Annotated in this window: 16 protein-coding genes; 4 read left to right on the top strand and 12 right to left on the bottom strand. The window is 32.9% G+C overall.

Annotation, left to right across the window (positions count from 1 at the left end; genetic code table 11):
• The first annotated feature begins 262 nt into the window (after positions 1-262).
• The 4 genes from DEX24_RS13100 (at position 263) to DEX24_RS13115 (ending at position 10,548) form a co-directional block, all read left to right on the top strand.
• Entirely contained in the window at positions 263-1,327 is a 1,065-nt protein-coding gene (locus DEX24_RS13100; protein ID WP_109306865.1) for a DHH family phosphoesterase, read from the top strand.
• Positions 1,328-1,791: 464 nt separating this feature from the next.
• The gene (scpC, locus tag DEX24_RS13105; protein ID WP_109306866.1) at positions 1,792-3,297 is read left to right on the top strand and encodes a succinyl-CoA:acetate CoA-transferase ScpC; all 1,506 of its coding nucleotides are present in this window, start codon (positions 1,792-1,794) and stop codon (positions 3,295-3,297) included.
• 460 nt (positions 3,298-3,757) lie between these two features.
• A complete protein-coding gene (locus DEX24_RS13110; RefSeq protein WP_109306867.1) occupies positions 3,758-5,362 on the top strand; it encodes an ABC-F family ATP-binding cassette domain-containing protein in 1,605 nt (534 codons plus the stop codon).
• A gap of 65 nt (positions 5,363-5,427) precedes the next feature.
• On the top strand, positions 5,428-10,548 hold the full coding sequence (locus DEX24_RS13115; RefSeq protein WP_109306868.1) for a sensor histidine kinase: 5,121 nt from the start codon (positions 5,428-5,430) through the stop codon (positions 10,546-10,548).
• A gap of 101 nt (positions 10,549-10,649) precedes the next feature.
• Here DEX24_RS13115 and DEX24_RS13120 read toward each other — a convergent pair whose 3' ends face one another.
• From DEX24_RS13120 to DEX24_RS13175, 12 genes are all read right to left on the bottom strand, one after another.
• Entirely contained in the window at positions 10,650-11,330 is a 681-nt protein-coding gene (locus tag DEX24_RS13120) for a response regulator transcription factor (RefSeq protein WP_109306869.1), read from the bottom strand.
• Positions 11,331-11,388: 58 nt separating this feature from the next.
• A complete protein-coding gene (locus DEX24_RS13125; protein WP_109306870.1) occupies positions 11,389-11,973 on the bottom strand; it encodes a hypothetical protein in 585 nt (194 codons plus the stop codon).
• A gap of 13 nt (positions 11,974-11,986) precedes the next feature.
• Positions 11,987-13,021: a UDP-glucose 4-epimerase GalE gene (gene galE, locus DEX24_RS13130; RefSeq protein ID WP_109306871.1), complete on the bottom strand. Its 1,035-nt coding sequence runs from the start codon at positions 13,019-13,021 to the stop codon at positions 11,987-11,989.
• Between the two features lie 14 nt (positions 13,022-13,035).
• On the bottom strand, positions 13,036-14,001 hold the full coding sequence (locus tag DEX24_RS13135) for a polysaccharide deacetylase family protein (RefSeq protein ID WP_170112947.1): 966 nt from the start codon (positions 13,999-14,001) through the stop codon (positions 13,036-13,038).
• A gap of 1 nt (position 14,002) precedes the next feature.
• Positions 14,003-15,646: a GNAT family N-acetyltransferase gene (locus tag DEX24_RS13140; RefSeq protein ID WP_170112948.1), complete on the bottom strand. Its 1,644-nt coding sequence runs from the start codon at positions 15,644-15,646 to the stop codon at positions 14,003-14,005.
• Complete coding sequence (locus DEX24_RS13145) at positions 15,633-16,751, bottom strand: glycosyltransferase family 4 protein (protein ID WP_109306874.1); 1,119 nt, start codon at positions 16,749-16,751, stop codon at positions 15,633-15,635. The genes DEX24_RS13140 and DEX24_RS13145 overlap by 14 nt, the downstream gene beginning before the upstream one ends.
• A complete protein-coding gene (locus tag DEX24_RS13150; RefSeq protein WP_109306875.1) occupies positions 16,748-17,902 on the bottom strand; it encodes an O-antigen ligase family protein in 1,155 nt (384 codons plus the stop codon). The genes DEX24_RS13145 and DEX24_RS13150 overlap by 4 nt, the downstream gene beginning before the upstream one ends.
• A complete protein-coding gene (locus DEX24_RS13155) occupies positions 17,880-19,175 on the bottom strand; it encodes an oligosaccharide flippase family protein (RefSeq protein WP_109306876.1) in 1,296 nt (431 codons plus the stop codon). Before DEX24_RS13155 ends, DEX24_RS13150 begins: the two co-directional genes overlap by 23 nt.
• Before the next feature lie 14 nt (positions 19,176-19,189).
• A complete protein-coding gene (locus DEX24_RS13160; protein WP_109306877.1) occupies positions 19,190-20,407 on the bottom strand; it encodes a hypothetical protein in 1,218 nt (405 codons plus the stop codon).
• Position 20,408: 1 nt separating this feature from the next.
• Positions 20,409-21,053 (bottom strand): sugar transferase, encoded by a 645-nt coding sequence (locus DEX24_RS13165; RefSeq protein ID WP_109306878.1) that lies wholly within the window; start codon positions 21,051-21,053, stop codon positions 20,409-20,411.
• 802 nt (positions 21,054-21,855) lie between these two features.
• Entirely contained in the window at positions 21,856-22,884 is a 1,029-nt protein-coding gene (locus tag DEX24_RS13170) for an LCP family protein (RefSeq protein ID WP_109306879.1), read from the bottom strand.
• 156 nt (positions 22,885-23,040) lie between these two features.
• Entirely contained in the window at positions 23,041-24,558 is a 1,518-nt protein-coding gene (locus tag DEX24_RS13175) for an MDR family MFS transporter (RefSeq protein ID WP_109306880.1), read from the bottom strand.
• Positions 24,559-24,609 lie beyond the last annotated feature (51 nt).

Below are 24,609 nucleotides of genomic sequence, written 5' to 3' on the forward strand. Positions count from 1 at the left end.
ACATATAGGATGAATGATTGGTGTAGTAAAGGTTGAGGACTCCTACCGGAAAGCATTTGTCCGAAATGAACAAATAGAAAAAGTGGCGTGCTATGAAATATCCAAATCACACCACCCACTAGTTGACGTAGAACCTAAATAATCCATGTAATTTTCTAGCAGCATGTGCATTTCCATTGCGCTACTCCTTTGGTTTTATATACTTGTCATTGCCACAATGTTATAATTAGTAGCGATGCACGTAGAAAGGCGCTGAACTATATTGAAAATAAAAAACTTACCCAAAAAACTTACACAGTACAATAATATCCATTTAATTACACATACAGATTTGGATGGAATTGGGCCTTCCATCGTTTTAAATGCTTTTGGTATTCCTCATTTAACAACCTTTGTTGAGACGCGTAAAATAAATGAAGCGGTTATTGAAAAAATTGCTGAACTTCAAGATAATGAAATTATTATTATTACGGACCTCTCTGTAAATGACGAGACGGCCAACTTAATAGCTGCTGTAAACGCTGAGCCAAATGCACGATATATTGCATTATTGGACCACCATGCATCCGCTCTATTTTTAAATGAATTTAATTGGGCTGAAGTTGTCCCCGTCCAAAATGGGATTAAAATGAGTGCCACAACTTTAATGTATAAACACTTATTGGATGCTGGTTTTGAAGTAGCACCTATCCAAAAAACAAGCAATGATGAAGGTGAAGAAGTAATTATTACACCCGATTATACACTTCAAGAAAAAGGAATGATCTTGGACAGAGTTGCTCATTTCGTCGAAGATGTTCGCTTGTACGATACATGGGATTGGCATGCTCTTTCTATTCAAGAAGCTGCTGATTTAAATACGATTTTTTATGCTCGTAGACGCTATGAATTTGCACAGGACCGTATGGAATACTTCCAAAGTGGTCAATTATTCACCGCTGAAGACCAAGCTTATCTTCAATTCTCAAAAGAAGAACTACGCCAAATTTTGAAAAAGAAATCCAAACAAATGGTCATCGTAGAAAATTTCACCTTAAAAGGTCATGATACGCCTGTTAATATTGGTGTCGTAGAGACCGATTCTTATTTCAGTGAACTTGGAAATCATTTAGCTGAAAAATTCGAAAATGACATTGATTGCGTCTTTATTATTTCATTAGTAAAAAATAGAGTCTCTCTTCGTTCGATCGGTTCTGAGGTTAATCTTTCCGAAATAGCACAAAATTATAATGGTGGAGGTCACCCTAATGCATCCGGATGTGACTTATCGGAATTAGGCCTAGATTTCATTTCTGCTATATTCCAAGCACAAAAAGAACGTAAATAACATATTTTCTGCTCCACTTGAGGTTTTTTCTCGGTGGAGCTTTATTTTTTAAATAAATATTTTTTTGCTGTACACCAATTAACCTTTTCAGGTCAATTCAATTGATTTAGCTCATAATTCCTGTTATTCTCAGCTTATCGTTATATCAAAAAAATACTATTTTAAAGCATTGTTTGGCGTTTATCCAAAATTATATTTAAAAAATAAAATAAAAGACTAGATTAATTTAACTACTTTGTGTAAGAATATAGTTAGAAATCGAAACCAAATTCTATTTCATCTAATTTTGTGTATTGATGCCATTTTCTTCTGTCATAGTACAGAATTGATTGACCTATCATACGAAAAAGCTGATCGAATCATTTGATCACACTATTAGTGTTTTCATGTTCCTATTTAGTTAACCGCTTACAAACAACAAACCAAATTAAAACATGAACAATAATCATTAGGGGGCATTTCAAATGGAAGCAACTATCAACAATCGTTTAGGATTAAAAGAATTAGCAAGTAAAGTAGTATCTGCCGATGTAGCAGCTGCACTAATCTCAGATGGTGACGTAGTTGGTATGAGTGGATTCACTCGTGCTGGTGATGCAAAAGTCGTACCAATGGCATTAGTTGAGCGTGCTAAGAATGAAAAATTCCAAATTGACGTATATACTGGTGCGTCATTAGGTCCAGAGGTTGATAAATATTTAGCTGAAGCTGGCGTTATCCGCAAACGTGGACCATTCCAAGGCGATAAAGGTATTCGTACCCTTATCAATACTGGTGATGTTCTATTCGCTGACATGCATTTATCGCATGGTGCTGAACAGTTCCGTCAAGGGATTTTTGGACCTGTCAAATATGCAATTATTGAAGCTGCTGCAATTACAGAAGATGGCTATTTAATCCCAACAACTTCAGTGGGTAACAGCCCCATTATTTGTGATGTTGCTGAAAACATCATTATTGAATTGAATATTTCTCACCCAGAATCAATCATCGGCTTACACGATATTTATGTGCCTGCTGAACAAGGTGAACGCGAAGCAATTCCACTGACTAAAGCATCTGATCGTATTGGTACAAAAGGTATTAAAATTGACCCTTCAAAAATCAAAGCAATTGTTATTTCTGAAGAGCCAGATGCACCTTCACTAATCGTTCCTCCAGATGAAGAAACACAAACAATGGCAAACCACTTGCTTGATTTCTTCCGTTCAGAAATTAAAGCTGGTCGTTTGACAGAAAATCTTATGCCACTTCAATCCGGCGTTGGATCAGTAGCAAACGCTGTATTAGATGGTTTCGCTGACTCAGAATTTAAAGATTTAGAAGTATTCTCTGAAGTTTTACAAGATGCTGTATTTAACTTAATTGATGCAGGTAAAGTGAAATTTGCTTCTGCAACATCAATTACTTTATCTGAAGAACTAGGCAAACGTGTCTACTCAGATTTAGATAAATATGCTGACAAACTAGTGTTACGTCCGCAAGAAATTTCTAATCACCCTGAAGTAATCCGTCGTTTAGGCCTTATCTCGATCAACACAGCTTTAGAGTGTGATATTTATGGTAACGTAAACTCTACACATGTTTCAGGAACAAAAATGATGAATGGTTTAGGCGGTTCTGGTGACTTTGCTCGCAACTCTCGCATCGGTATTTTCGTTACTAAATCTTATGCAAAAGGCGGTTCAATCTCATCAATCGTGCCAATGGTAACACATGTTGACCATACAGAACACGATGTTGACGTAATCGTAACTGAGCAAGGTGTAGCTGATCTTCGTGGTCTAGCGCCAAAAGAACGTGTGCCACTAATGATTGAAAACTGTGTGCACCCAGACTACCGTGAACAATTATGGGCTTATTACAACGAAGCAGTTGAGAAAAATGGTGCCGTACAAACACCGCATATTTTGAGCAAAGCTTTCGAAATGTATGAAAACCTAGCAACTATTGGTACGATGAAAAAATAATACAAAAAAATGAGGAAGAGCTTCTTAGCTCCTTCTCATTTTTTGTTATTTGTTACACATCAATAATAATTCACATCCAATAAGACGCCAGTCATCCCTAACTTCGGATGTATGTTCATCTTGTTTGGGGTAATTGATATAGCCTGTTATACCCGTCTTATAGCATTGAGAGAGTTAGTTACGAATACCTCAGCGTTATCTTGCCCTTCCTTGTACAAGATCTATTGAATTCGTCCTATCACCTTTACAACGTTACATCCATTCAAAACCACATCAAATCGTTTACATATTTTTAATTGTCTATCCCCTTTTATTAAGTTGATCTGGCATGGACATACTCAAGTATAGACATTCATATTTTTGTCAGACATATAACATTTGACTATTCTCGAATTGTTTATATAGTCGTGGCGAGCGTTACATGCTATAATGAAAGCATTGTGAAAAAGGAGGTACTTACATGATTCAAGTAAGTAATGTAGCTCTTCGTTACGGCGATCGTAAGCTATTTGAAGATGTTAATATTAAATTTACACCCGGTAACTGTTATGGCCTTATTGGTGCAAATGGTGCTGGTAAATCAACGTTCTTAAAAATTCTTTCTGGTGAGATTGAGCCACAAGAAGGAAATATTAGTATGGGTACTGATGAGCGCATGACCATTCTAAAACAGAATCACTTCGAATATGAAGCATTCCAAGTTTTAGAAACAGTTATGATGGGTCATAAAGAACTTTACGAAGTAATGAAACAAAAAAATGAAATTTACATGAAAGACCCATTCACAGACGAAGATGGTATTCGTGCTGCTGAACTTGAAGGTGAATTTGCTGATATGAATGGTTGGGAAGCTGAGTCTGATGCTGCAATCCTGTTACAAGGTCTTGGTATTCCAGATTCTATGCACTTCTCTACTATGGCTGAACTAACTGGTTCTGAAAAAGTAAAAGTCTTACTTGCTCAAGCTCTATTCGGTAAACCAGATGTACTTTTATTAGATGAACCTACTAACCATCTTGATTTGAAAGCTATTCAATGGTTAGAAGAGTTCTTGATCAACTTTGAAAATACTGTAATTGTTGTTTCCCATGACCGTCACTTCTTAAACAAAGTATGTACGCATATTGCTGATCTTGATTTTTCAAAAATCACTGTTTATGCGGGGAACTACGACTTTTGGTATGAATCTAGCCAACTAGCACAACGTATGGCTTCAGACCAAAATAAGAAAAAAGAAGAAAAAATTAAAGAGTTACAAGCATTCGTTGCTCGTTTCTCTGCTAACGCTTCAAAATCGAAACAAGCCACATCACGGAAAAAAACATTGGATAAAATCGAACTTGATGACATTAAACCATCAAGCCGTAAATATCCATTCATCAACTTTACAATGGACCGCGAAATCGGTAATGACGTCTTAACAATTGATGGTTTAACTAAAACTGTTGAAGGACACGACTTATTTAAAGATATGCGCTTCTCTATGAATAAAGAAGATAAACTAATCCTTTTAGGTGATCCATTAGCTAAATCAGCATTTCTTAAAATTGTTGCTGGTGAAGATGATACATTCGAAGGTGATTTCAAATGGGGCGTAACAACAACAAATAACTACTTCCCTATCGATAACGAAGAATTCTTCCAAGGCGATGAAAAAACACTAGTAGATTGGTTACGTCAATTCTCTCCAGAAGATGAAACAGAAACTTTCCTACGTGGTTTCTTAGGTCGTATGTTGTTCTCAGGTGAAGAAGTTCGTAAATCACCAGCTGTTTTATCGGGTGGCGAAAAAGTACGTTGTATGCTTTCAAGAATGATGCTTTCTCACTCGAATATATTATTATTAGACGAGCCTACTAACCACTTAGATCTTGAATCAATTCAAGCACTAAATGAAGGTTTAATTGCTTTCAAAGGCGCTATGATTTTCACTTCTCATGATCACCAGTTCATCCAAACTGTTGCAAATCGTGTAATTGAGATCCGTCCTGACGGTTCAATTTTAGATAAACAACTTTCTTACGATGATTACCTTGATTGGAAAGCTGAAAATAAGTTAGATTAATAATATCCCCTCATTCTTAAAAAATGAGGGGTTTTTTATAATGATTTTAGGAGGTTTTCGTACAAATGAATTCAAATCAATACAAACAGTTAAAAACACTTGCCAGTCATTCAGATTGGTCATTTCATATTGTTTTTTGCAAAAAACGACAAAGAAAATTATTCATGAAAAAAGGTCCTTCGACAAATATTACTTCTTTAAAAAAATTGTACTATGAAGTAAATAGCACTTCTACAATAGATAGTAATTGGTTATTACAACCACTCGCTATTGAAGAATATAAAACGTCTCATTGTATACTCTATGAATTTTTCGAAGCAGTAACATTGGATATTTTTGCTCAAAATAAATTATCACTTTCTCAATTTAAAAAGTTTTCATTGTCAATTGTAAATGCATTCATTGGATTTGAAATGCAGCATCAAACTTATCAAAGTATCAGTTCTAAAACTATTTTGATAAATCCTAAAAACTATCAAGGTGCTTTTATTGCCTACGATTCATTAACATCCATTTATGATGAAACGAATTTAATAAAAACACCTTCAAAAAATACTGAATTATTAAAATATTATTCACCAGAACAAACAAGACAAACAAATCAAGTGATTGATTATCGTTCAGATCTGTACTCATTAGGTGTCTTATTTTACGAAATATTGACAAGTGAAATGCCATTTAAAGGAGATAACTCACGCGATTTATTATTTGATATTTTAACAAAGCAAGCACCGCCGTTATCAGATAGTCGTCCTGATCTACCCTATATGTTAAGTGCAATGATAGCCAAATTATTAAAAAAAGATAAAAATGACCGCTACCAAAGTGCTCAAGGACTTAAATATGATTTAGAAAAATTGTTTAAGAATATTGAAGTTGGTAGGGACACGGAAAAATTTCCTCTTGCATTAAACGATAGTGGATTAACATCTACTTTGAATCAACAATTGATTGGACGAACAACTGAAATTAAACAATTACAAAAAATACTAACAAAAGCTTCACATGGTGATCCACAATTACTCTATGTTGAAGGAGCAGCCGGTGTTGGTAAATCCTCCTACATACGTGAACTATTGTGGAATACGTCTGTTTTACATGGTTATTTTATTACAACAAAAATTGAAAAATCAAAATTTGCCTTAGAAAATTCTCTGCTTGTTTCTAGTATTCGACAGCTATTAAAACAACTTTATACAGACACAGAGCACCTAGTGAAATGGCAGTCTCTTTTTAAACATGCTGATTTAACACTGTCTTCTGTTTTAATGGACAATATACCGGAAATAGCCTGGTTTTTAGATGCCCAACTACCCAAACAGAATTTTTCTTTTCATTCAAAAAAGACTAAAAATTTATTTCATTCTGACATTTCAAAAATCCTTCAATTATTCGAAAAAGAACACTATCCAATTATTCTTTTTTTCGATGATATACACTGGGCTTCTACATTAGCTGTTGAGGATTTAATTGATTTTTATTCTAATTATAATATTGGTAACATATGTATTATTCTATCTTGTCGTCCTGATGAATATAGTAATGCCTCACAATTACAGCGCACTATACAAGAGTTGCCCAATGGTTCGACTATTACATTGCAATCACTACCATATAGCGATATTATGTCATGGGTAAGATTGTCCATTCATATGACTGATGAATCCTATATACAGCTTGTCAATCAACTTTATAGCTTGGCGAAAGGTAATCCATTTCATACACAAAATATTTTTTTGGCAATGATTCAAAATAATGTATTAAACTACTCGTTAACACAAAAAACATGGCAATTTGACTCAAAAAACCTTTCATCTTTACATTTTTCAGATGATATTTTAGACTTACTAACCGAAAAAATAAAATCATTACCACCTGACTGCCTGAAGGTTTTAAATATTATTTCTTATTTTGGTCATTCATTTAGCTTAAATAAGCTATTGTATGTTTCAAAAATGGATTTTTCAATTGTTCATGTCATCCTAAAAACATTAATTCAAGAAGGCTACTTAATACCTTTAAATAATAATTTTAAATATGCAGAAACACTATACGAACTTAAGATAGATGATTTTGAAGATATTTCCTTTCAATTTGTTCATGACCATGTTTTACATACTGCACAAAATTTACTTTGCGAAACAGAGCAATTTCTATGGCATTATAAAATTGGTCAATACTATTTTTACACAAAAAACTTAGAAAAATTAGATCATCTTGAGAAGATTACTTATCACTGGAATTTAAGTAAAACAGCCTTATCTCCAGATGAACAATCGCTCCTATGTAATTGGAATTATAAGCTTAGTGAAAAAGCTATATATATTGGCTTATTTAACCTTAGTTATCAATATATTATAGCGTGTTTTTCATTATTACCCGCGCGCCACTGGGAAAATGATTCACTCATATCGTTTAAGGTCTACTTGATGCGTGGCTATGTTGAAGGTATTTTATTTGATGTAGAAACTGCGATGTTTTTTTTAGATGAGGCGTTAGAAAATACAAATGAACTAGACTATAAACTACATGTTTATTTTATTAAAACACGTATCTATTTGGATCGGGATGACGTATATAAATCGATTGACATTGGTTTACAAGCTTTACATTTAGCATCTGTACTTGTACCATCAGAACCAACTAAACCTCAGCTAGCAATGGAATATTTCAAAACTAAGTATGCCTTATCAAAAAATAAAAAAAGAGATTTAGCAGCACTTCCTCTAGCGAGTAACTCCGTCATTACAACCTTATTGGAAATAATGATTGATTTAGTTTCTGCTGGTTTTATTGTTAATAAACAACTTGCGACCTTTTTAATTTTACGTTCAGTTCGTCTTGTTCTCAAATATGGTAAAACCGATGTTGACAGTATTATATGGAATAATTATTCGTTAATCCTAATCGCTGGATTCAATGAATTTGAGGCAGGCATTCAGTTCAATTCTTTAGCGTTATTAGAAGTTGAAAAAACAAAAGATATTAAAAGTCGTGCCAATATTCATCTGACAATCGGTTCCTTTATCAACCATTGGACTAAATCATTTGATACGAATATCCAGCATTTGAGAAAGTCCCAAAAATATGCTAAAGAGCTTAGTATTAATCATATGTTAGCTGGTGCATCTAGCTTTATTGTCAGTATTCAGTTACTAAATGGTTCTCCATTAAATGTCGTAAAAGAAGAGATTAAGCAACAGCAATTATTTTTACAAGCGACACCTATGAGCCTTTCGACAAACTATTTAAATGAGGTCATTTATTGGGTCGAGTGTTTACAAGATTGCTATTTTGAAATTGATTGGCACCATAAAAAGATAAATTTAACAGAAGATACAATCACATATATGCATTTTTCACTACGACAACTCATGGGGTATCTATTAAAAAAGCAAGAACAATTAGCTACTTATTTAATCGCCTGTCATAATTTAGAAAATAATGTAATGATTTTACCAGTCATGCCTCACACTCTTTTTATTCAATCCTTGAGTCTATATGACATGCTTCTACAAGCTGAACAAACTACTATTATGCCTAAAAAAGATGCACAGATCATTTTAAATAATAATTTGAAAAAATTCAAAGTTTGGGCTTCTTTGCAACAAGCTAATTTTGAACATATGTATGTATTATTACAAGCGCAGCAGTTACGACTCCAAAAAAAATATAGTGATTCCTTGCTATATTTTGATCGAGCCATTCAACTAAGTCGACAATACCAGCATTTACAAGATGAAGCCATTTGTTGTGAGCGTGCTGCAAGTTACTGTGTTGCTAGCGGTTCACATGACTCTGCTCAGAGTTATATGAAGCAAGCAATTGAAGCACTTGAGCGATGGGGAGCGCATCATATTATTCTCGAATGGAAAAAACATTATAGTTTTTTATTTGAAAATATGATGCTGCCTTCTCCACAAGTTATTGAATCAACAAATTTACCAATCATTGAAGAAGCGATTAAACTTTTTTCCGAGGAAGCGACAATCGAAGCCATTTTAAAACAGACACTATCCTTGTTGATGCGAACAGTCGGTGCAACAAGCTGTGATTGGCATCAGTATGATGATCAAAATTTAGGCTTTACTGCTACCCTTCAGCGTAATTCGCGATTTATTTGCATGGATTACAGTCCGGTTGAACGTCGGTCCAATACGCTTTTGAACTATGTTATAAACAGTCAAGAAAGCCTAATTATTAATAACACAGACGAGAAAAAAAATAGTCATGCTTACTCGACAGCTCGCTCCACATATTATATACCGATACTTCACAATAAAAAAATCACTGCTATCTTATGCTTTGAAAACACACAGTCATCCTTTGCATTTAATACTTCCTATAATCAAATTATCACGATAATTTCTAGACAAATAATTGCACAAATCTCACAAATTAATACGGTTACTAACTTAGAAAGTATCGTGGAAAAAAGAACAGATACTTTAATGCAATTAAATAATGACTTACTCGAATCCAATCAAAAACTAGAATATTCTAAAAATAATCTCCAAAATTTATTCCAATTGATTTCACATGATTTACGATCACCACTTACCTCAGTAGTTGGGTTTATCGATTTACTATTAGACGGGATTATTCATGATCCACAGCAAATAAATCAGTATCTCGTACGAAGCAAAGAAAAATTATTCTCTATGAATCAAATGATACAAGATTTATTTGACCTCTCTAAATTACAAGCTGGTTCTTTAAAAGTGAATTTTGAAACTTGGTCTGCACAAAACCTTTTTTTTGATTTGAATAGTCGACTTCTGTTTGATGTAAACCAAACACATCTTAACTATTCTAGTGAAATGAAACTAGATAGTGACATTCTTTTATCAATTGATTTACAAAGAATTGAACAAGTATTAATGAATTTGATCCAAAATGCGGTGAAACATACAAAGGAAGGCTCAATCGATTTCTCCATGATTAAAAGAGAAGCCTATATAGACTTTATAATTAAAGATACGGGCAATGGGATTGATCCACAACATATTCCTTTTATTTTTGATATTAACTATACTAAATCATCATCGCTCTCTACAGAATCATCCGGTATAGGCTTAGCCATTTGTAAACAAATAATTGAAAATCATAATGGTCAATTTTTTGTGGAAAGTACGCAAAATGTCGGTTCAATATTCACTTTCAGTATTCCATATATTATTCAATAGTTGATCTTTTCACACATAAAAAAACACCCCTCATGACTATTTAAGAAGAAGTAGTATTCTCAAACAGTAATGATGGGTGTTTTTAGTATGGATTTTTTTATTTATTGACAACTAAATTGGTAACCATATCCTCTACATGTATGAATATACTGTGGTTTTGATGGGTTATTTTCCAATTTCCTTCTAAGTGTACTAATGTTGACAGATACGATTTTTGTATCCTCTACACCATTCACACCCCAGACATGGTCAATAATTTGTTCGAGACTTAAAATCTGCCCTTTATTTTCTAATAAATAAAATAATAGTTTTTTTTCTTTGATAAATAGAGGAATCAATTCTCCTTGTTTAAAAATTTCTTTTTGTTCATAATAAACGGTAAGATCGCCAAATTGTTCGAAATTTTTCTGTTCAATACCTGCGTTTCTTCGTAAGTTTACTTTCACACGTGCTAACACCTCACGTGGTATAAACGGTTTAGTAATATAATCACCGGCACCGACATCAAAGCCTTCTAATCGGTGTCCTTCACTATTTAAACCAGTAATAAAAATCAAACTTCCATTGGATATATTTCGATAGCGATCAGCTAGTTCAAATCCATTGCCATCTGGTAAATTAACATCTAAAAGTAACACATCTGGCACAAATAAACTAATTTTAGCCCAGCCTTCTTCAATCGTAGAGGCAACTTGTACGGTATATCCTTCTTTTTCCATATATAATTGCAATACTTCAATAATATCAACATCGTCTTCAATAATCATTATTTTTGCTGTCATTTTTCTCTCCCATTTCACTTTATACCTATTATTACCTTATTAATGGTAAAAATTGCATTTATTTAACATCAGATTTAAAAATATATCGATAACTCTTAATCGATTTTTCATAGTAATCTTCACCATAGGCATTGCGTGTTTGTTTATACGTATAAAAAGACACAGCGACTGATTTTTTTTCATAAATTAAATATTTTTCTTCTAACCAATTAGTAAGCTGCGTCATGTTTAATGATAGATTCAATTCGTTATTACATATAATAAAATGGTCAATAGTCATTTTTGAAAGCGCCAAATCTATTTCTACAGAATCATCGGCTCTTTGCTCTAAATAAAATTGACTCTTATCATCTGCCTTTAGTGTAACAACTAAGTCTGTTATTGCAAAGCTCATTTCTTGCATATGATGAAATAATTGATCATCAGGTATTAATACAGCAATCGTCATATTGTCATTTGAATGAAAATTTTTATCAACATTCAACTCTACGTATATGAATAACACATAATAACTACGATGAATATTTTCTGAAATCCTCTTATAATTAGAGTCATTTCTATCCGCTTCTACAATTAATACAGAATTTGTATCAATGATTTTTTTAATATCTAAATTAGTAAAACTAAATAATGCATTATTCATATACAATCTCCTATCACTCTTTTTCTAATGCCCGTTTCATACTATTTTCTTGCGAACTCATTTGTTGCCAGCGCCACGAATCTCTACACATTTCTTCGATTGTTTTTGTGGGCGCCCACTCTAACACTTGCTGTGCTTTTGATATATCTGCTACACAACTTGCAACATCCCCATCTCGTTTTCCAACCACTTCATACTCTAGGATAATATTGTTCTCCAATTGAAAAGCTTCAATAATTTCAAAAACAGAATAACCAGAACCTGAGCCTAAGTTGAATATTTCACATCCTGAATGATTATCCAAATACTGTAGCGCTTTTATATGTCCTTTAGATAAATCGGCTACATGAATATAATCTCTAATACCTGTTCCATCTGGTGTATTATAATTATCTCCAAAAACTTGTAGATACGCTCTTTCTCCACTTGCTACTTGTGTAATAAACGGCATTAAATTATTTGGTATACTTTGTGGTTTTTCACCGATTTCTCCACTTTCATGTGCTCCAATCGGATTAAAATACCGCAATATAACAATTGATAAATTTTCATTGGATTGCGCTAATGCACCTAAAAGCTGCTCTATTGCTAATTTTGTCAAACCATATGGATTTCTTGTTTCCAATTTGGCTTCTTCTTTTATCGGTACCTCTTTCGGAATACCGTAAACTGTCGCTGATGAACTAAATATTATTTTATTAACATGATATTTTTTCATCACATCTAGTAAAATAATCGTACCAAGTATATTTTCACTATAATAATCTAGTGGATTATTTATAGAGTCATTAACCGATTTTACACCAGCTAAATGAATCACGCGATCAATTTGAAATGATCTAAAGACTACTTCTAACTCCATCTTATTGGTAATATCAGCATGAATAAAATCTATTTTTTTCCCTGTTATTTTTTCAATTTTTGTAACTATATTGATTGAACTATTCGATAAATTATCTACAATTACTACTTCAAAACCCATTTCTAATAAATCTACGCATATTTGAGAACCTATATAGCCAGTTCCACCTGTTACGAGAATACGCATCAAATCGCCCCTTTTTAGTTATTTATTTCTAAATTTTTTACCACATCACTCATAGAGTAACTTTGAAAATTATATTTCTCTTTATTTTTCGTAAATTCAACTAATACTTTTTCAAGAAACTCAAAATTTTCATCTATGTTTTTTCCCATATTATGTGGATGCCACCACAGATGATAAATTTCTCCATTTTTCGCTGCATATTGTAATGATTTTACAATTCGTTTTAATTTTAAATTTTCTAGTATTTTCAAGCGACTATAATAGGGTCTCAAAAAAGCACTTGCTTGGATATTCCAAATATGATTTTTTTCTATCTGCTGCAAACTAAATGTATGATGCCCTGTTAGATTTAAGTAGCTATCAGCTATTTTATAAATTCTTTTAAAATGCCAGCCATCTAAAAACTGCTCTGACTTAAATAATGGATGTTTTGGATTCCCTCTATATGCACGAATCCCTTCTTTTTGACAAATAGATAAGTAATCTTTATTCACTTGATTTCGTGGAAAAACAATTGATTTTAATGGCTGCTGTGCAATTTTTTTAGCGCTTTTTAAATCTGATATAAATTGTTCCTTTGTCTGGCCATCCTCCACACAATAATAATGGCTAAAAGTATGCGTAGCGAATTCTTGATTTGCGGTATTTTTAATTAATTCAACAAGTGATGCTGCAAAATAGCGTGGATCCTTGTCCTGTATACTTGGCATAATTTCATATGAAGAAAATACTGTATTGCTATATGTTGGTTTTTCACATGGTAAATATTGTATTAAATCTGTTTTTGATGTTACACAGAGCATTCCAACAGTTGCCCAAGTTACATGAATAGCATATTTTGAAAACAACTCCAACAATCTTGGAACAACAGTATGTACCGCATGTAAATTACCATCATAGGAACCGTCCCGATTTGTATCTTGTACACCCCATCCAAGTTCAAAATCTAACGAGATGACGAAGCCACCCTTCTTATCCATGTTATTTAACATCCTCCTTCACTGCCTTGAGCTTTTCTGGAAAGATAAATTCATATCTTTTTGCACTTTTTAATATAAGGTTTTTGCCATAAAATTTTTGTATATTCAAAAATTTTATGGTATAAATAGCTGTTACTTTAGTGAAACCCATGTGATTCAATAATTTCTTTTTATCAATATCCCATCTATTTGCACTACAATAAATAGTTTCGTCATTCCAATTTGCTAGGTTCGCTGTCGTTACTACCCCATCAATAAACAGTGATTTTTTAGGCAAAACAATTGAATTCAACCAATATTTTTTATGAATAAGTGTTTTATTTATAGTATAGCGATCTGTTTTATTCATTTCATAATACACAGATCCTTTAAATGAATTCATAATACAATCTTCATTTTTTGTTGTATTATATAGTTGCATTAAAGGTATTTTTTTATTTAATCTATTTTCTTTCTCCATGCTATGCGCTGGCAAAACATATATTTGTGTGCAATGATAGGCAAATGCATTTTTTATGGGTTGCCAAATTCTCAGTGGTTTTTTTAAATAATACAGCCACTTACCTAAAGTATTGCGCTTAAAAGCCACTAATTTATCATTTTTTTTAATTTGCTGTTTTATTAAATTTTTTGTATTTTGCCATGTCACTTTATGTTGAACTGCTTTATTTCCAAATGTATAATATCTTAAATATAGGGTTTCTGTTGCCCAATTAAATTTATATTTTTCAAAACCGATACTAAAATCAAATATTTTATCTTCTTCATTAAAACTATTAGTAATCAATTTTTTATCAAGAATATTCCCAAGTCCAAAACAAGCAAAAGCAGGTTCAAATGCTATATTACAACCTAGATAGGTTCCTCGAAGTCGATAACCAAAAGAAAAGGCTAACAATTCGTCATCTAAAAATAACCCATCAATCGTTACTAAGTTTGTCTCTTCTATTAATTTGCGATGAAATTGTCGCTTCTCTCTAGTTGTAAAACCACTTGTATCATTTTTCATTTGCCACCGATCATCAAATAGCTGATACATTTTATCTAGTTCTTCCACTTTTACTTGTCGGAAACATATCTCTCCTTGTTGCTCTAAGCTTTGCTCCAATCTATTTAAACCAAATAATTTTCGTCGTTTATGAAAATAAGCTGTTTTATCCAACTCATTAATTGTAATATTTGGTGCTACAGTACGTGTGAAATCAAAGGTAACTCCTTCTTTTTGAAGTAACCATTCTAAATACATACTTGTTGGAGCATTTTCAACTAAACCATGTAATGAGATTGTTGTTTTCTCTGTAGTTTTTAATACAGTCGTCACCAGAAATTGTAAAATTTTTTTTTTGTACTGCTCTTCTGCCACAATGTCCATATAGCTAGCATCACCTACTGCCATAAATGAATATTCAGTTTCTTTATGATTAATGTTCTTTTTTTCCAATGGTATAAATCCAATAATTGTTTGTTGTTCACTAATTACATATATTTCAATATTTTTTTTATTGCCGACTGTTTGCCACCAACAAGTAAGCCAGGTAAATTCAATAAAGGGATTATTATTATCTATTTTCTGAATGATGGCCTCCCAAGTAGATTGATACTGCTCAAACTCTACTTGCGTGGTAATAACTTTAGATTGAAACATCATAATTCCCTCCTATACCAAGTGCAACTTGTTCATAAATTTCCAGTGTTTCTTTATATGTTTTATCAAATTGAAAACTTTCTACAAATCGAGCCCGTGCTTTTTCTCCCATTTGTTCACGTAATTTACGATTTTCTGCTAATAGATTTAAATAATAGTGTATGTCATTTTTCTCTTTACCAACTAAAAATCCATTTTCCCCATGTGTGATTAATTCACTTACACCACCAACATCAGAAGCGACAATTGGAAGCCCACAAGCCATAGCCTCAATAATTGATAGCGGTAAGCCTTCAAAATCGGATAATAATACAAAAATAGTAGCTTGCGTTAATAATTGCGGTACATCTTTCCTTGCTCCTAAAAAATGTACTTGATCTTGTAAGCATAAATATTCAGCTTGTAATTTCACTTTTTCCAATTCTTTGCCCTCTCCTACAAACAGTAATTGCGCATGATCTATCTGTAATGCTGCAAAAGCATCTACTAACAAATCCTGTCGCTTTGGTGTTTGAAAACGTGCAACCATCATGATATTTAAGGTATCTTCTCTGTCAGTTCGTTGTGGTGTTGAATCATGAATACCATTATGTATCGTTTTCAGCAGATATTTAGGCTTAATCTGATTCACCACAGCCAACTGCCCATCATAATTTGATACGGTAATAATACAATCCGTTTTTTTTGCTATAAAGCGCTCTATTTGACTATAGATTTTTTGTTTGATTGTCGAAACACCTTCAGTAAAGGCCCAGCCATGTGCCGTGAATACTGTTGGAATATTCAGAGACGCTGCAGCCAAACGACCAATAATACCTGCTTTTGAAGAATGTAATGCTACCAAATCCGGTTGGATTAAACGTAGTATCTTTTTTGTTTCTTGTAAGGATAAAAAATCTTGTAGTGGATGTATTTGATGAATTAAATGATTTAATTGTATGCAATGGATTCGTTCTTCTCCACTTAGACCAAAGATTTCTTGCCCTTTAGAATATAAAATATAGACTTCATGTCCATCCTTTGCTAATGCTTTTGATAATTCTAAAACATGTGTTTGAGCACCACCTAATGTATCAAAACGTGTAATTAATTGGACAATTCTCATCTATATCCTCCTCTTTTATATGGTATCCACGCTAATGCTAACAACAACCAAAAATGACGCCAATGTAATGTATCAATAAAAAGACTATTTACACATTGTCCAATAATTGCTGACATAACAATCATATAATAGTAAGTAAAGTGTGCACTCTGCTTCATACTTTGAAATGCGCTGACAAGAGATGCTATAACAAATACGACAAAGGTTACAACACCGAGTAACCCATTTTCAATGAGTAGGCGTGCAAATAAATTATGTGGTGCAATTTCCAACAGCAGTTCTGATTGACCTGGTCCCTTACCTAATGGGTCTGTGATCCCTATAATCGATGCATTTTTTTGCGAATTAAATCGTTCAGTATCATACTGTTGTAAACCTAGGCGTTCTGTAAATTGTGTTTTCAAAGTATCATTCGTATAAATAACGGTGAAGGCTACGATCCCTAGTACTAAGAACATCCAAATAAGTCGCATCGTCTTACGCTGACGTTTAAATTGCAATAATACTAAAAAGACTATAATCGAAACAAATAAATTCAACCATGCTGCTCTAGAAAAACAAACAATAATACCGCTTGTAATCATAAAGAAACTTATAAAATAAAGAACTTTCCCTTTTTCTTCAAATTTTGCAATAGCATAAAGCGCTGGAAATACTAAATATGGCCCAAGGACATTGGGATCTTTAAACAAGAGTTTTACACGATCAAACATAAAAAATGCTTCGTAATAAGGAATTAGATGAAAATAAGTTACTAATGCTAAGAGTGCTGTTGCCAAACCTATATAAAAATAGACCTTTGTAATTAATTGCAGTAGTTTAACACCATATACACCACCCAAGCCAACAACACCACTCCACATAAAAGCCATATAAATGGTTATTGCTACATAAGACATGGCCTTCTCTGGTGATACTACCCAAAAAAAAGACAGCATATTTATGGCTAAAAAGGACATTACAAGAAAGAAACCAAGCATGATCGAGTTATTGAAATACAGTTGATTAAATAGAGCAGCTATGCAGATTGTTAGGATTAGTAATACATCTGTAGGTGCTGGCTCTACGGTTACAATGGCGCTTGTACCAATTGATAAGGTGAGCAAAAACAAAATAATTCTTTCCATACTATGTTTCGGATTTTGTAACATACTGCTTTTCTCCCACTTTCCGCATAACCTGCCAAGCTAATAAAGCACAAATAATATAGCCTACTGTCGTTAAAATACTAATTGACCATAAAGCTTGTACATTCGTCACTGAAAAGATAGACGATGTTACGATAGCAATGATAATCAATATAAAACGGATCAATTCAGCTGATACTTGGGAATAAAATGCCTCATATATTTGGAATATACTATTGAGTGGTTGTAGAACAATTCTTGTGAAATACATAATAGATAAAATTTGTATAAATGTCGCTGTAGTCCCCCATTCATCGCCAAAAATATATTGAAAAACAAGAGGAGTAACTAGATCGATCACCACCATGATTACCAATGTTATGATGACCAACTTTTTAATTGTTTCTATACAATAGGCTCTGACACTTTCCCCATTATTAACGAGCTGCGCTACTTGCGTTAAATACACTTGTGATGCTGAAAAGCCGATTAGATTCTCTGGAACAGTCAATAATTTCTGCGCTAAATAATAGTAACCAGCAGATTGAACATCAAAAAATGTTGCTAAAAACAATGTAGGTAAATTAGTTCCTGCACTAAATAAAAGACCAGAAATACTTGAGACTAGGGGGAATTTTATATACCTTTGCGCTAGTGCTTTTGCCTCTAACCTTGTTGTTTTAAAAGACATTCGTATATCTTTTTTATAAAACTGTATATATTTTAATGCGCCAGAAATTCTACCTACAACTTCACCCATTATTAGGCCTATTAAGCCAAAGTGAAGAAATCCAAAAATAAGTTGGCTGAAACCTTGTGAGCTATTCATTACTACTTTAGATTTTGAAATAACTCCATATGCTTCCATTCGCAATGCCCAATTATTAAAGTTTTGAAAAATCCCAACAAAAAATAAACTAATAGCAATTAACCAGAAATAATTTGAAGCCATTGGAATATCTAACCATGTACCCACCGGAAAAAAATACATTGCGACAAATACAGTAATACTGACAATACATGTTGAAATATTAGCAATATAGAGTAAAGTGTAGGCATCCTTTATCTTTTTTGGTAATACGATGGCGGCCTCATAGCGCAATGATACGATAATCATTAGCATATATAAGATGGCTGAATAGACCGATAACACACCAAATTCTTCTGGTGTATAAAGTCTCGTTAGTAAAGGTGTAATACTAATCAATATTAAATTTGAAACAGCAGATCCTGCAATTAAAATAGATAATGCTGAAATAAATTTATTTTTCCCTTGTTTTTGGATCCAACTACTCATAAACTCGCTCCTCTTTACTTAATCAACACCGTCCCAAGGATTATTAGATTCATTTGTTGTAATTTTTTTAAATCTTTTTCTGCTTCAGTCATTGTCATTTTCTTGGAATTTACTATGTAAATAGCTTGACCAATTAATTGACTTAAAACAAAAGTATATGGTTTGTTTTTTATATTTGTCGTAAATAACAGCACATCATATTTTTGTTGTAATTCATCTTGTAAGCTCTTTACTAGCGTGCTATCCAGCTGGTCAGAAAAACTTATTTTTAAACGATCTATCTCTGACATTTTGTCATCTTTTTCGATAATTTCAGTCAATTTGATTTCACCATTAATGAATTTACTCCAGTAATTTCTAGCGTTATTGTTAGATTTATTTTCATTGTTTACTTCTATAATCAAAGGTTTTTTTCCGATTGAACTATATGAATACGCAATTCCTGCTGCTACTTGTTGCAACGCTTGTACTTCTTGATGGATGAGCAATATGGATATCGGGTAATTTTTATTGTCATTGTCAATTAAAGGTGCAGACAATTGGAAATTCTTTTTTATTAATTGAGATTGTTGTTTGTTCTGCCTTTTTTTTGCTGTTGGCAAAGTAGCTAAAAGTTGTTGATTTAGTAATTCTATCTTTTCTTCACTATCCACTTTAGGGCGATATATTTCCTTCACTAAATACAATAAATATGTGACTAAACTGAATAAGATGAAACCAACAATGCCATAAATAAATGATAATGTCTGTTGATCAGTCGTTGAACTTATCGAAGCATCGCTTAAAATAATAACGTTACTTTTGGTAAAATGTTGATTTATTTCTTTTTTAAATGAACCAACAAATAAATTCGCTATTTTTTTTGCCATTTCTTTATTGTCAGCTGTCACATAAATCGTCATTAATTGCGATGCAGTCCCTGTTTCAATGCGCACCATTTTCAATAAATCTTTTGCCTCAATGGGCTGCTCCAATTCTTTATTAACAGAATTAATGATTCTGGTACTAACTACTAAATCTTCAAATGTTGCCATAAGTTGTAATGTATTATTATTGGCGTCATTTCCAACCGTTTCTATGAGTACATCTGATTTCGCTTCAAATTGAGGTTGTATAAACTGTGTTAAGTACATAGAAATCGCTAAACCAAGTAGTCCCATTAACATAATTTTGTACTTATTTTGTAAAAAACATAATGCTAAATCTTTAACTGTAAAAACTCTGTCTTTCAACTTAATATGCCCCTTCCCTTTTTAAAATATTAATGACTGTTTTCCACAAAATTTTAAGATCCATTTTAAAACTATACTGTTCAACATAATATCGGTCATATTCTATTTTCTCGCCATGAGAAATATTCGAACGACCGTTCACTTGTGCCCAACCAGTAATTCCAGGTTTGACATCCAACCTTTTGTTTTGGTGATCATTATAGTATTTTGTAAAAGCAGGTACTTCTGGTCTAGGACCTATAAAACTCATATCTCCTTTGATTACATTAAAATATTGCGGTAACTCATCAATACTTAGCTGTCTTAACCATTTACCTAATTTTGTAATACGTGGATCTTCCAAGTTTTCTTTAAAAACAAAATTATCGGGTATGCCATATGGCCAATTTCTTTCTGTAGTAGCTACACAGTCATTTTTTGCTGATGTCATTGTACGAAATTTCCAAATTAAAAATGGTTTATTCAATTTTCCTACTCTAATCTGTTTAAAAAATATTTTGTCGTGTTCTACTAGAAAAAGAATAATTCCAGTAATGATGATGATGATGATGATCAGTGGTAGTAATATTATTGCTAGTAGTAAATCAAAAAGACGTTTGCCAACCAACTTATAAAAATTTTGTGATAATGATAGTATAGTTTCCATTTATTTCTCCTTTTGTTATTTATAACAATACTTACACTATTAAATTTAAACATCGAAGGTTAAAATTAAGTTAAAAAGTGAAAAAATAGGTCTATTCACGTTTATATTTAGATGTGATTGGGTAAAATAATGCTACTCTTTTTACAAAAAATATTAATTTCTTGTTATTCTATACAATTAATTGTTCATGACTTTTTCTCTTAATATACACAGTAGAAAGAAAAATCATCATCTACTTTGATTGTCAAATTGAGTACAATAACTATTGAAATCATATAATGCATAAAATAAAAAAGCCTTTTTAATGGTTTATACTATTTGTTGTGAATCTCAAACAACAACACTTCTTCTTAATGCTTTCTGCAAGCCTCGCTTTCATGCAGTAGCAGACACGAGCATATGGTATTGTATTTTACGTATAAAAAAACACAGTACCATCCGTTTATTGATACTTAGATTACCTAAGAAACAAATAATTAAACGGTTCTATTTAGCTTAAATTCATTCATTTTATTCGCCGTTATTTTCAAGTTTTAATTGTAAAAACCCAGTCTATTCACATAACTATATAAAATACTTGCCACCAAATAGAAGATGAGCTCTAGCGTATTGTTCTCCTCTTCAGGCAAAAGTATCACCCCAGACGAAAAAGGAACGCGATTGAGACAAACTATTTCACCTACCTTTTTTAGACTTCGCAACAAAAAACCGAAATCGCGCTTGTAGCGCGATTTCGGTTTTTCTTATACTCAGATATGGCCGTATATTTATACCTATGATCCAGTCTATTGATGAAAGACACCTAATTAAATGATGCACTTGTCACAAAAGGTTGTTCCGTATCAAGCTCTAATTCTTTTCGCAAAGTAGTACTCATCACTTTTAAATCCTCATAATTTGCAACAAAATAAGAAACACCATTAATACGTTGCTCCGACCCTGTCAATTCTTTTGAAACCATTTTTAGCGTATCCATTTTTAAATATTGACTTTGAATTGCAAATAAATCTGAAACGGATAAACTTGTCTTAACATTTTCGCCAAATATCTTTGTTAATTCACCCACTTTAAGCAATGTCCCTGCAGATTTTGCTTGCTCTATTGTGGCATTTATTAATTGACGTTGTCTTTCATCGCGATTATAAAGATTGTTCACCTCTCGCTTACGCATTCGTACGAAAGCTAATGCTTCTTCTCCGCTTAAGTGCGCTAGTCCTTTATCAAAATTAATACGTTGTTTCGTATAGATATTATCTTCCCAAAATGGATATTTAATATCAATATCAATTCCACCCAAAGCATTTACAACATCTCTAAAGCCATCAAAATTAACTGTTACAAACGCATCAATTGGAATATTCAGTAATTTCTCTGTTGTTTCAAGTTGTAATTTTTCTGCACCGTATTGATTCAAGCCACCATATGTCATAGCAGCATTTATTTTATGTACGCCTGTATACTGACCAGCATGATCAATTTGCACACGTGTATCTCGTGGTATTGTCACTAAATTAACTTTATTTTTCTTTGGATTAAATGTCATAACAATTTGTGTATCTGCTCTACCTGTTTCTTTGCCCGTTGCATAATCTTCTACACCCAACACGAGAATAGAAAAAGGTTCATCGCTATACGACACAGCTTTTTCACGAAGTTCAGATTTATTGTTATCGCGCTGTAATGAAACTTTTGATTGCTCGAGCGCTCCCTTTACTGACCAAATGGAATAAGACATATAGCTACCAACCATCAATGCACATACAAAAAAGAATAGCACTGTATTTTTTAGCCACTTCCTCTTACGTCGTCTAGCCATCCTTGTTTTTGCCATATAAATCCTCCTACTACTTATGTACTATAACTAATTGTATCATAATAATTCAATAAATTAACATCTAATTTTACCTTTATTTTGTAATGTTGTTATTATTGTTATAAAAAATGCAAAAAAGCCCTCTCGATTTTCTAAATCAAAAGGACTTTTTCATTATTTTTTCTGTTCTTCTTGTGGGATTTCTACTCTTGAATTCCCCATCGTATAGACAAAAATTGCTGCAATAATAATAGGAATACAAGCAAACATAAACAGATGAGCAATTGAGTAGGACATTGCATTGACGATTATATTTAAGATTTCTGGTGGAATTTTCGCCCGTATCGATGCTTCAAAAATTTCACGTGTATCGCCAAAATTTTGGGTTGTTTCACCGTTAACCACGGTATTTTTAAAACCTTCTGTCATTTGAGAAGTAAAAAGTTTGGTTTGAACCGCACCAAAAATTGTCACACCCATTGTCATACCAAGTGTGCGAAGAAATTGATTGGTAGCGTTTGCCGTACCTCTAAATCTCGGCTCTAAATTATGTTGCGATGCAGTCGGTAATAATGAGAATGAAAAGCCCATACCAAAGCCTACTAAGATCATAAATACTGTTAGTAACCAACGGCTCGAATCAGGTGTAAGCGTACTTAAACAAATCATACCAATCAAATACGAAATTACAGATACCGTCATTAATTGGCGATAGCTGAATTTCGTTAAAAATATTCCTCCTGAGGCGCTACCAGCTACTGAACCAAGCATCATTGGCATAAGTATCAATCCTGCATTTGTCGCCGAACCCCCATAAACCGCTTGTACAAATATAGGTATATAAACCGTTAAAATAATAAATGTTGCACCATATAAAAATGCGAGCATTTGCGATGAAGCAAATAAGCGTCTTTTGAATAAAAAGAACGGGATAATCGGTTCCTGTGCCTTTAATTCTACGAAGATAAAAATGATGAAGAATAATATAAAACTGCCTAATAACGCACCTATTTCCGGTGATTTCCATGCATATTTATCGCCGCCTAGCTCCAGCGCAAACATTAAACTTAATACAGCAATCACAAGGGTTGCAGCACCAGTCCAATCAATTTTTTGTTTTGATAACACCGGTGATTCCTTATAGTATTTAGTGATGAGTATAAAGGAAGCAATACCAATTGGTAGATTAATATAGAAAATCCATTCCCAACCAATATATTCTGTAATATAAGCGCCTAATAACGGACCCACTACACTAGCAATTCCAAAAACTGCACCTAATAAGGCTGTCATTTTCCCCCGTTTATGCGGTGGGAAAATATCAAATATGATTGTAAATGCAATCGGCATTAATGCCCCTGCACCTAATCCTTGAATAGCACGAAAAATAGCAAGCTGTTCAATGGACGTCGCTATACCACAGAGTGCGGACCCTGCGACAAAAACAGTCAAGCCAAAGATGAAAAATTTCTTACGTCCATACATATCAGACAGCTTACCAAATATTGGCATACCAGCCATAGTAGTGACCATATATGCGGATGTTACCCAGATAAATTTATCCATACCACCTAGTTGTGATAAGATTGTACCCATCGCAGTTGCCACGATTGTATTATCAATAGCTGACATAAATACAGCGAGTAATAAACCAGCAACGACGAGATTGATTTTACTTTTTGAATGATCCATAAAACGTCTCCTCAATAGAAAAAATATGAAAAATAGCTTGCTAAGTATGCC

It is taken from the genome of Kurthia sibirica, assembly GCF_003143975.1.
In the GTDB taxonomy this organism is placed as follows: Bacteria; Bacillota; Bacilli; order Bacillales_A; family Planococcaceae; genus Kurthia; species Kurthia sibirica.

Bases quoted from the DNA above. Each gene is read 5' to 3' on its own strand.
- scpC (WP_109306866.1), top strand. From the start codon at position 1,792: ATGGAAGCAACTATCAACAATCGTTTAGGATTAAAAGAATTAGCAAGT.
- DEX24_RS13110 (WP_109306867.1), top strand. From the start codon at position 3,758: ATGATTCAAGTAAGTAATGTAGCTCTTCGTTACGGCGATCGTAAGCTA.
- DEX24_RS13115 (WP_109306868.1), top strand. From the start codon at position 5,428: ATGAATTCAAATCAATACAAACAGTTAAAAACACTTGCCAGTCATTCA.
- DEX24_RS13120 (WP_109306869.1), bottom strand. From the start codon at position 11,330: ATGACAGCAAAAATAATGATTATTGAAGACGATGTTGATATTATTGAA.
- DEX24_RS13125 (WP_109306870.1), bottom strand. From the start codon at position 11,973: ATGAATAATGCATTATTTAGTTTTACTAATTTAGATATTAAAAAAATC.
- galE (WP_109306871.1), bottom strand. From the start codon at position 13,021: ATGCGTATTCTCGTAACAGGTGGAACTGGCTATATAGGTTCTCAAATA.
- DEX24_RS13135 (WP_170112947.1), bottom strand. From the start codon at position 14,001: ATGGATAAGAAGGGTGGCTTCGTCATCTCGTTAGATTTTGAACTTGGA.
- DEX24_RS13140 (WP_170112948.1), bottom strand. From the start codon at position 15,646: ATGTTTCAATCTAAAGTTATTACCACGCAAGTAGAGTTTGAGCAGTAT.
- DEX24_RS13145 (WP_109306874.1), bottom strand. From the start codon at position 16,751: ATGAGAATTGTCCAATTAATTACACGTTTTGATACATTAGGTGGTGCT.
- DEX24_RS13150 (WP_109306875.1), bottom strand. From the start codon at position 17,902: ATGTTACAAAATCCGAAACATAGTATGGAAAGAATTATTTTGTTTTTG.
- DEX24_RS13155 (WP_109306876.1), bottom strand. From the start codon at position 19,175: ATGAGTAGTTGGATCCAAAAACAAGGGAAAAATAAATTTATTTCAGCA.
- DEX24_RS13165 (WP_109306878.1), bottom strand. From the start codon at position 21,053: ATGGAAACTATACTATCATTATCACAAAATTTTTATAAGTTGGTTGGC.
- DEX24_RS13170 (WP_109306879.1), bottom strand. From the start codon at position 22,884: ATGGCAAAAACAAGGATGGCTAGACGACGTAAGAGGAAGTGGCTAAAA.
- DEX24_RS13175 (WP_109306880.1), bottom strand. From the start codon at position 24,558: ATGGATCATTCAAAAAGTAAAATCAATCTCGTCGTTGCTGGTTTATTA.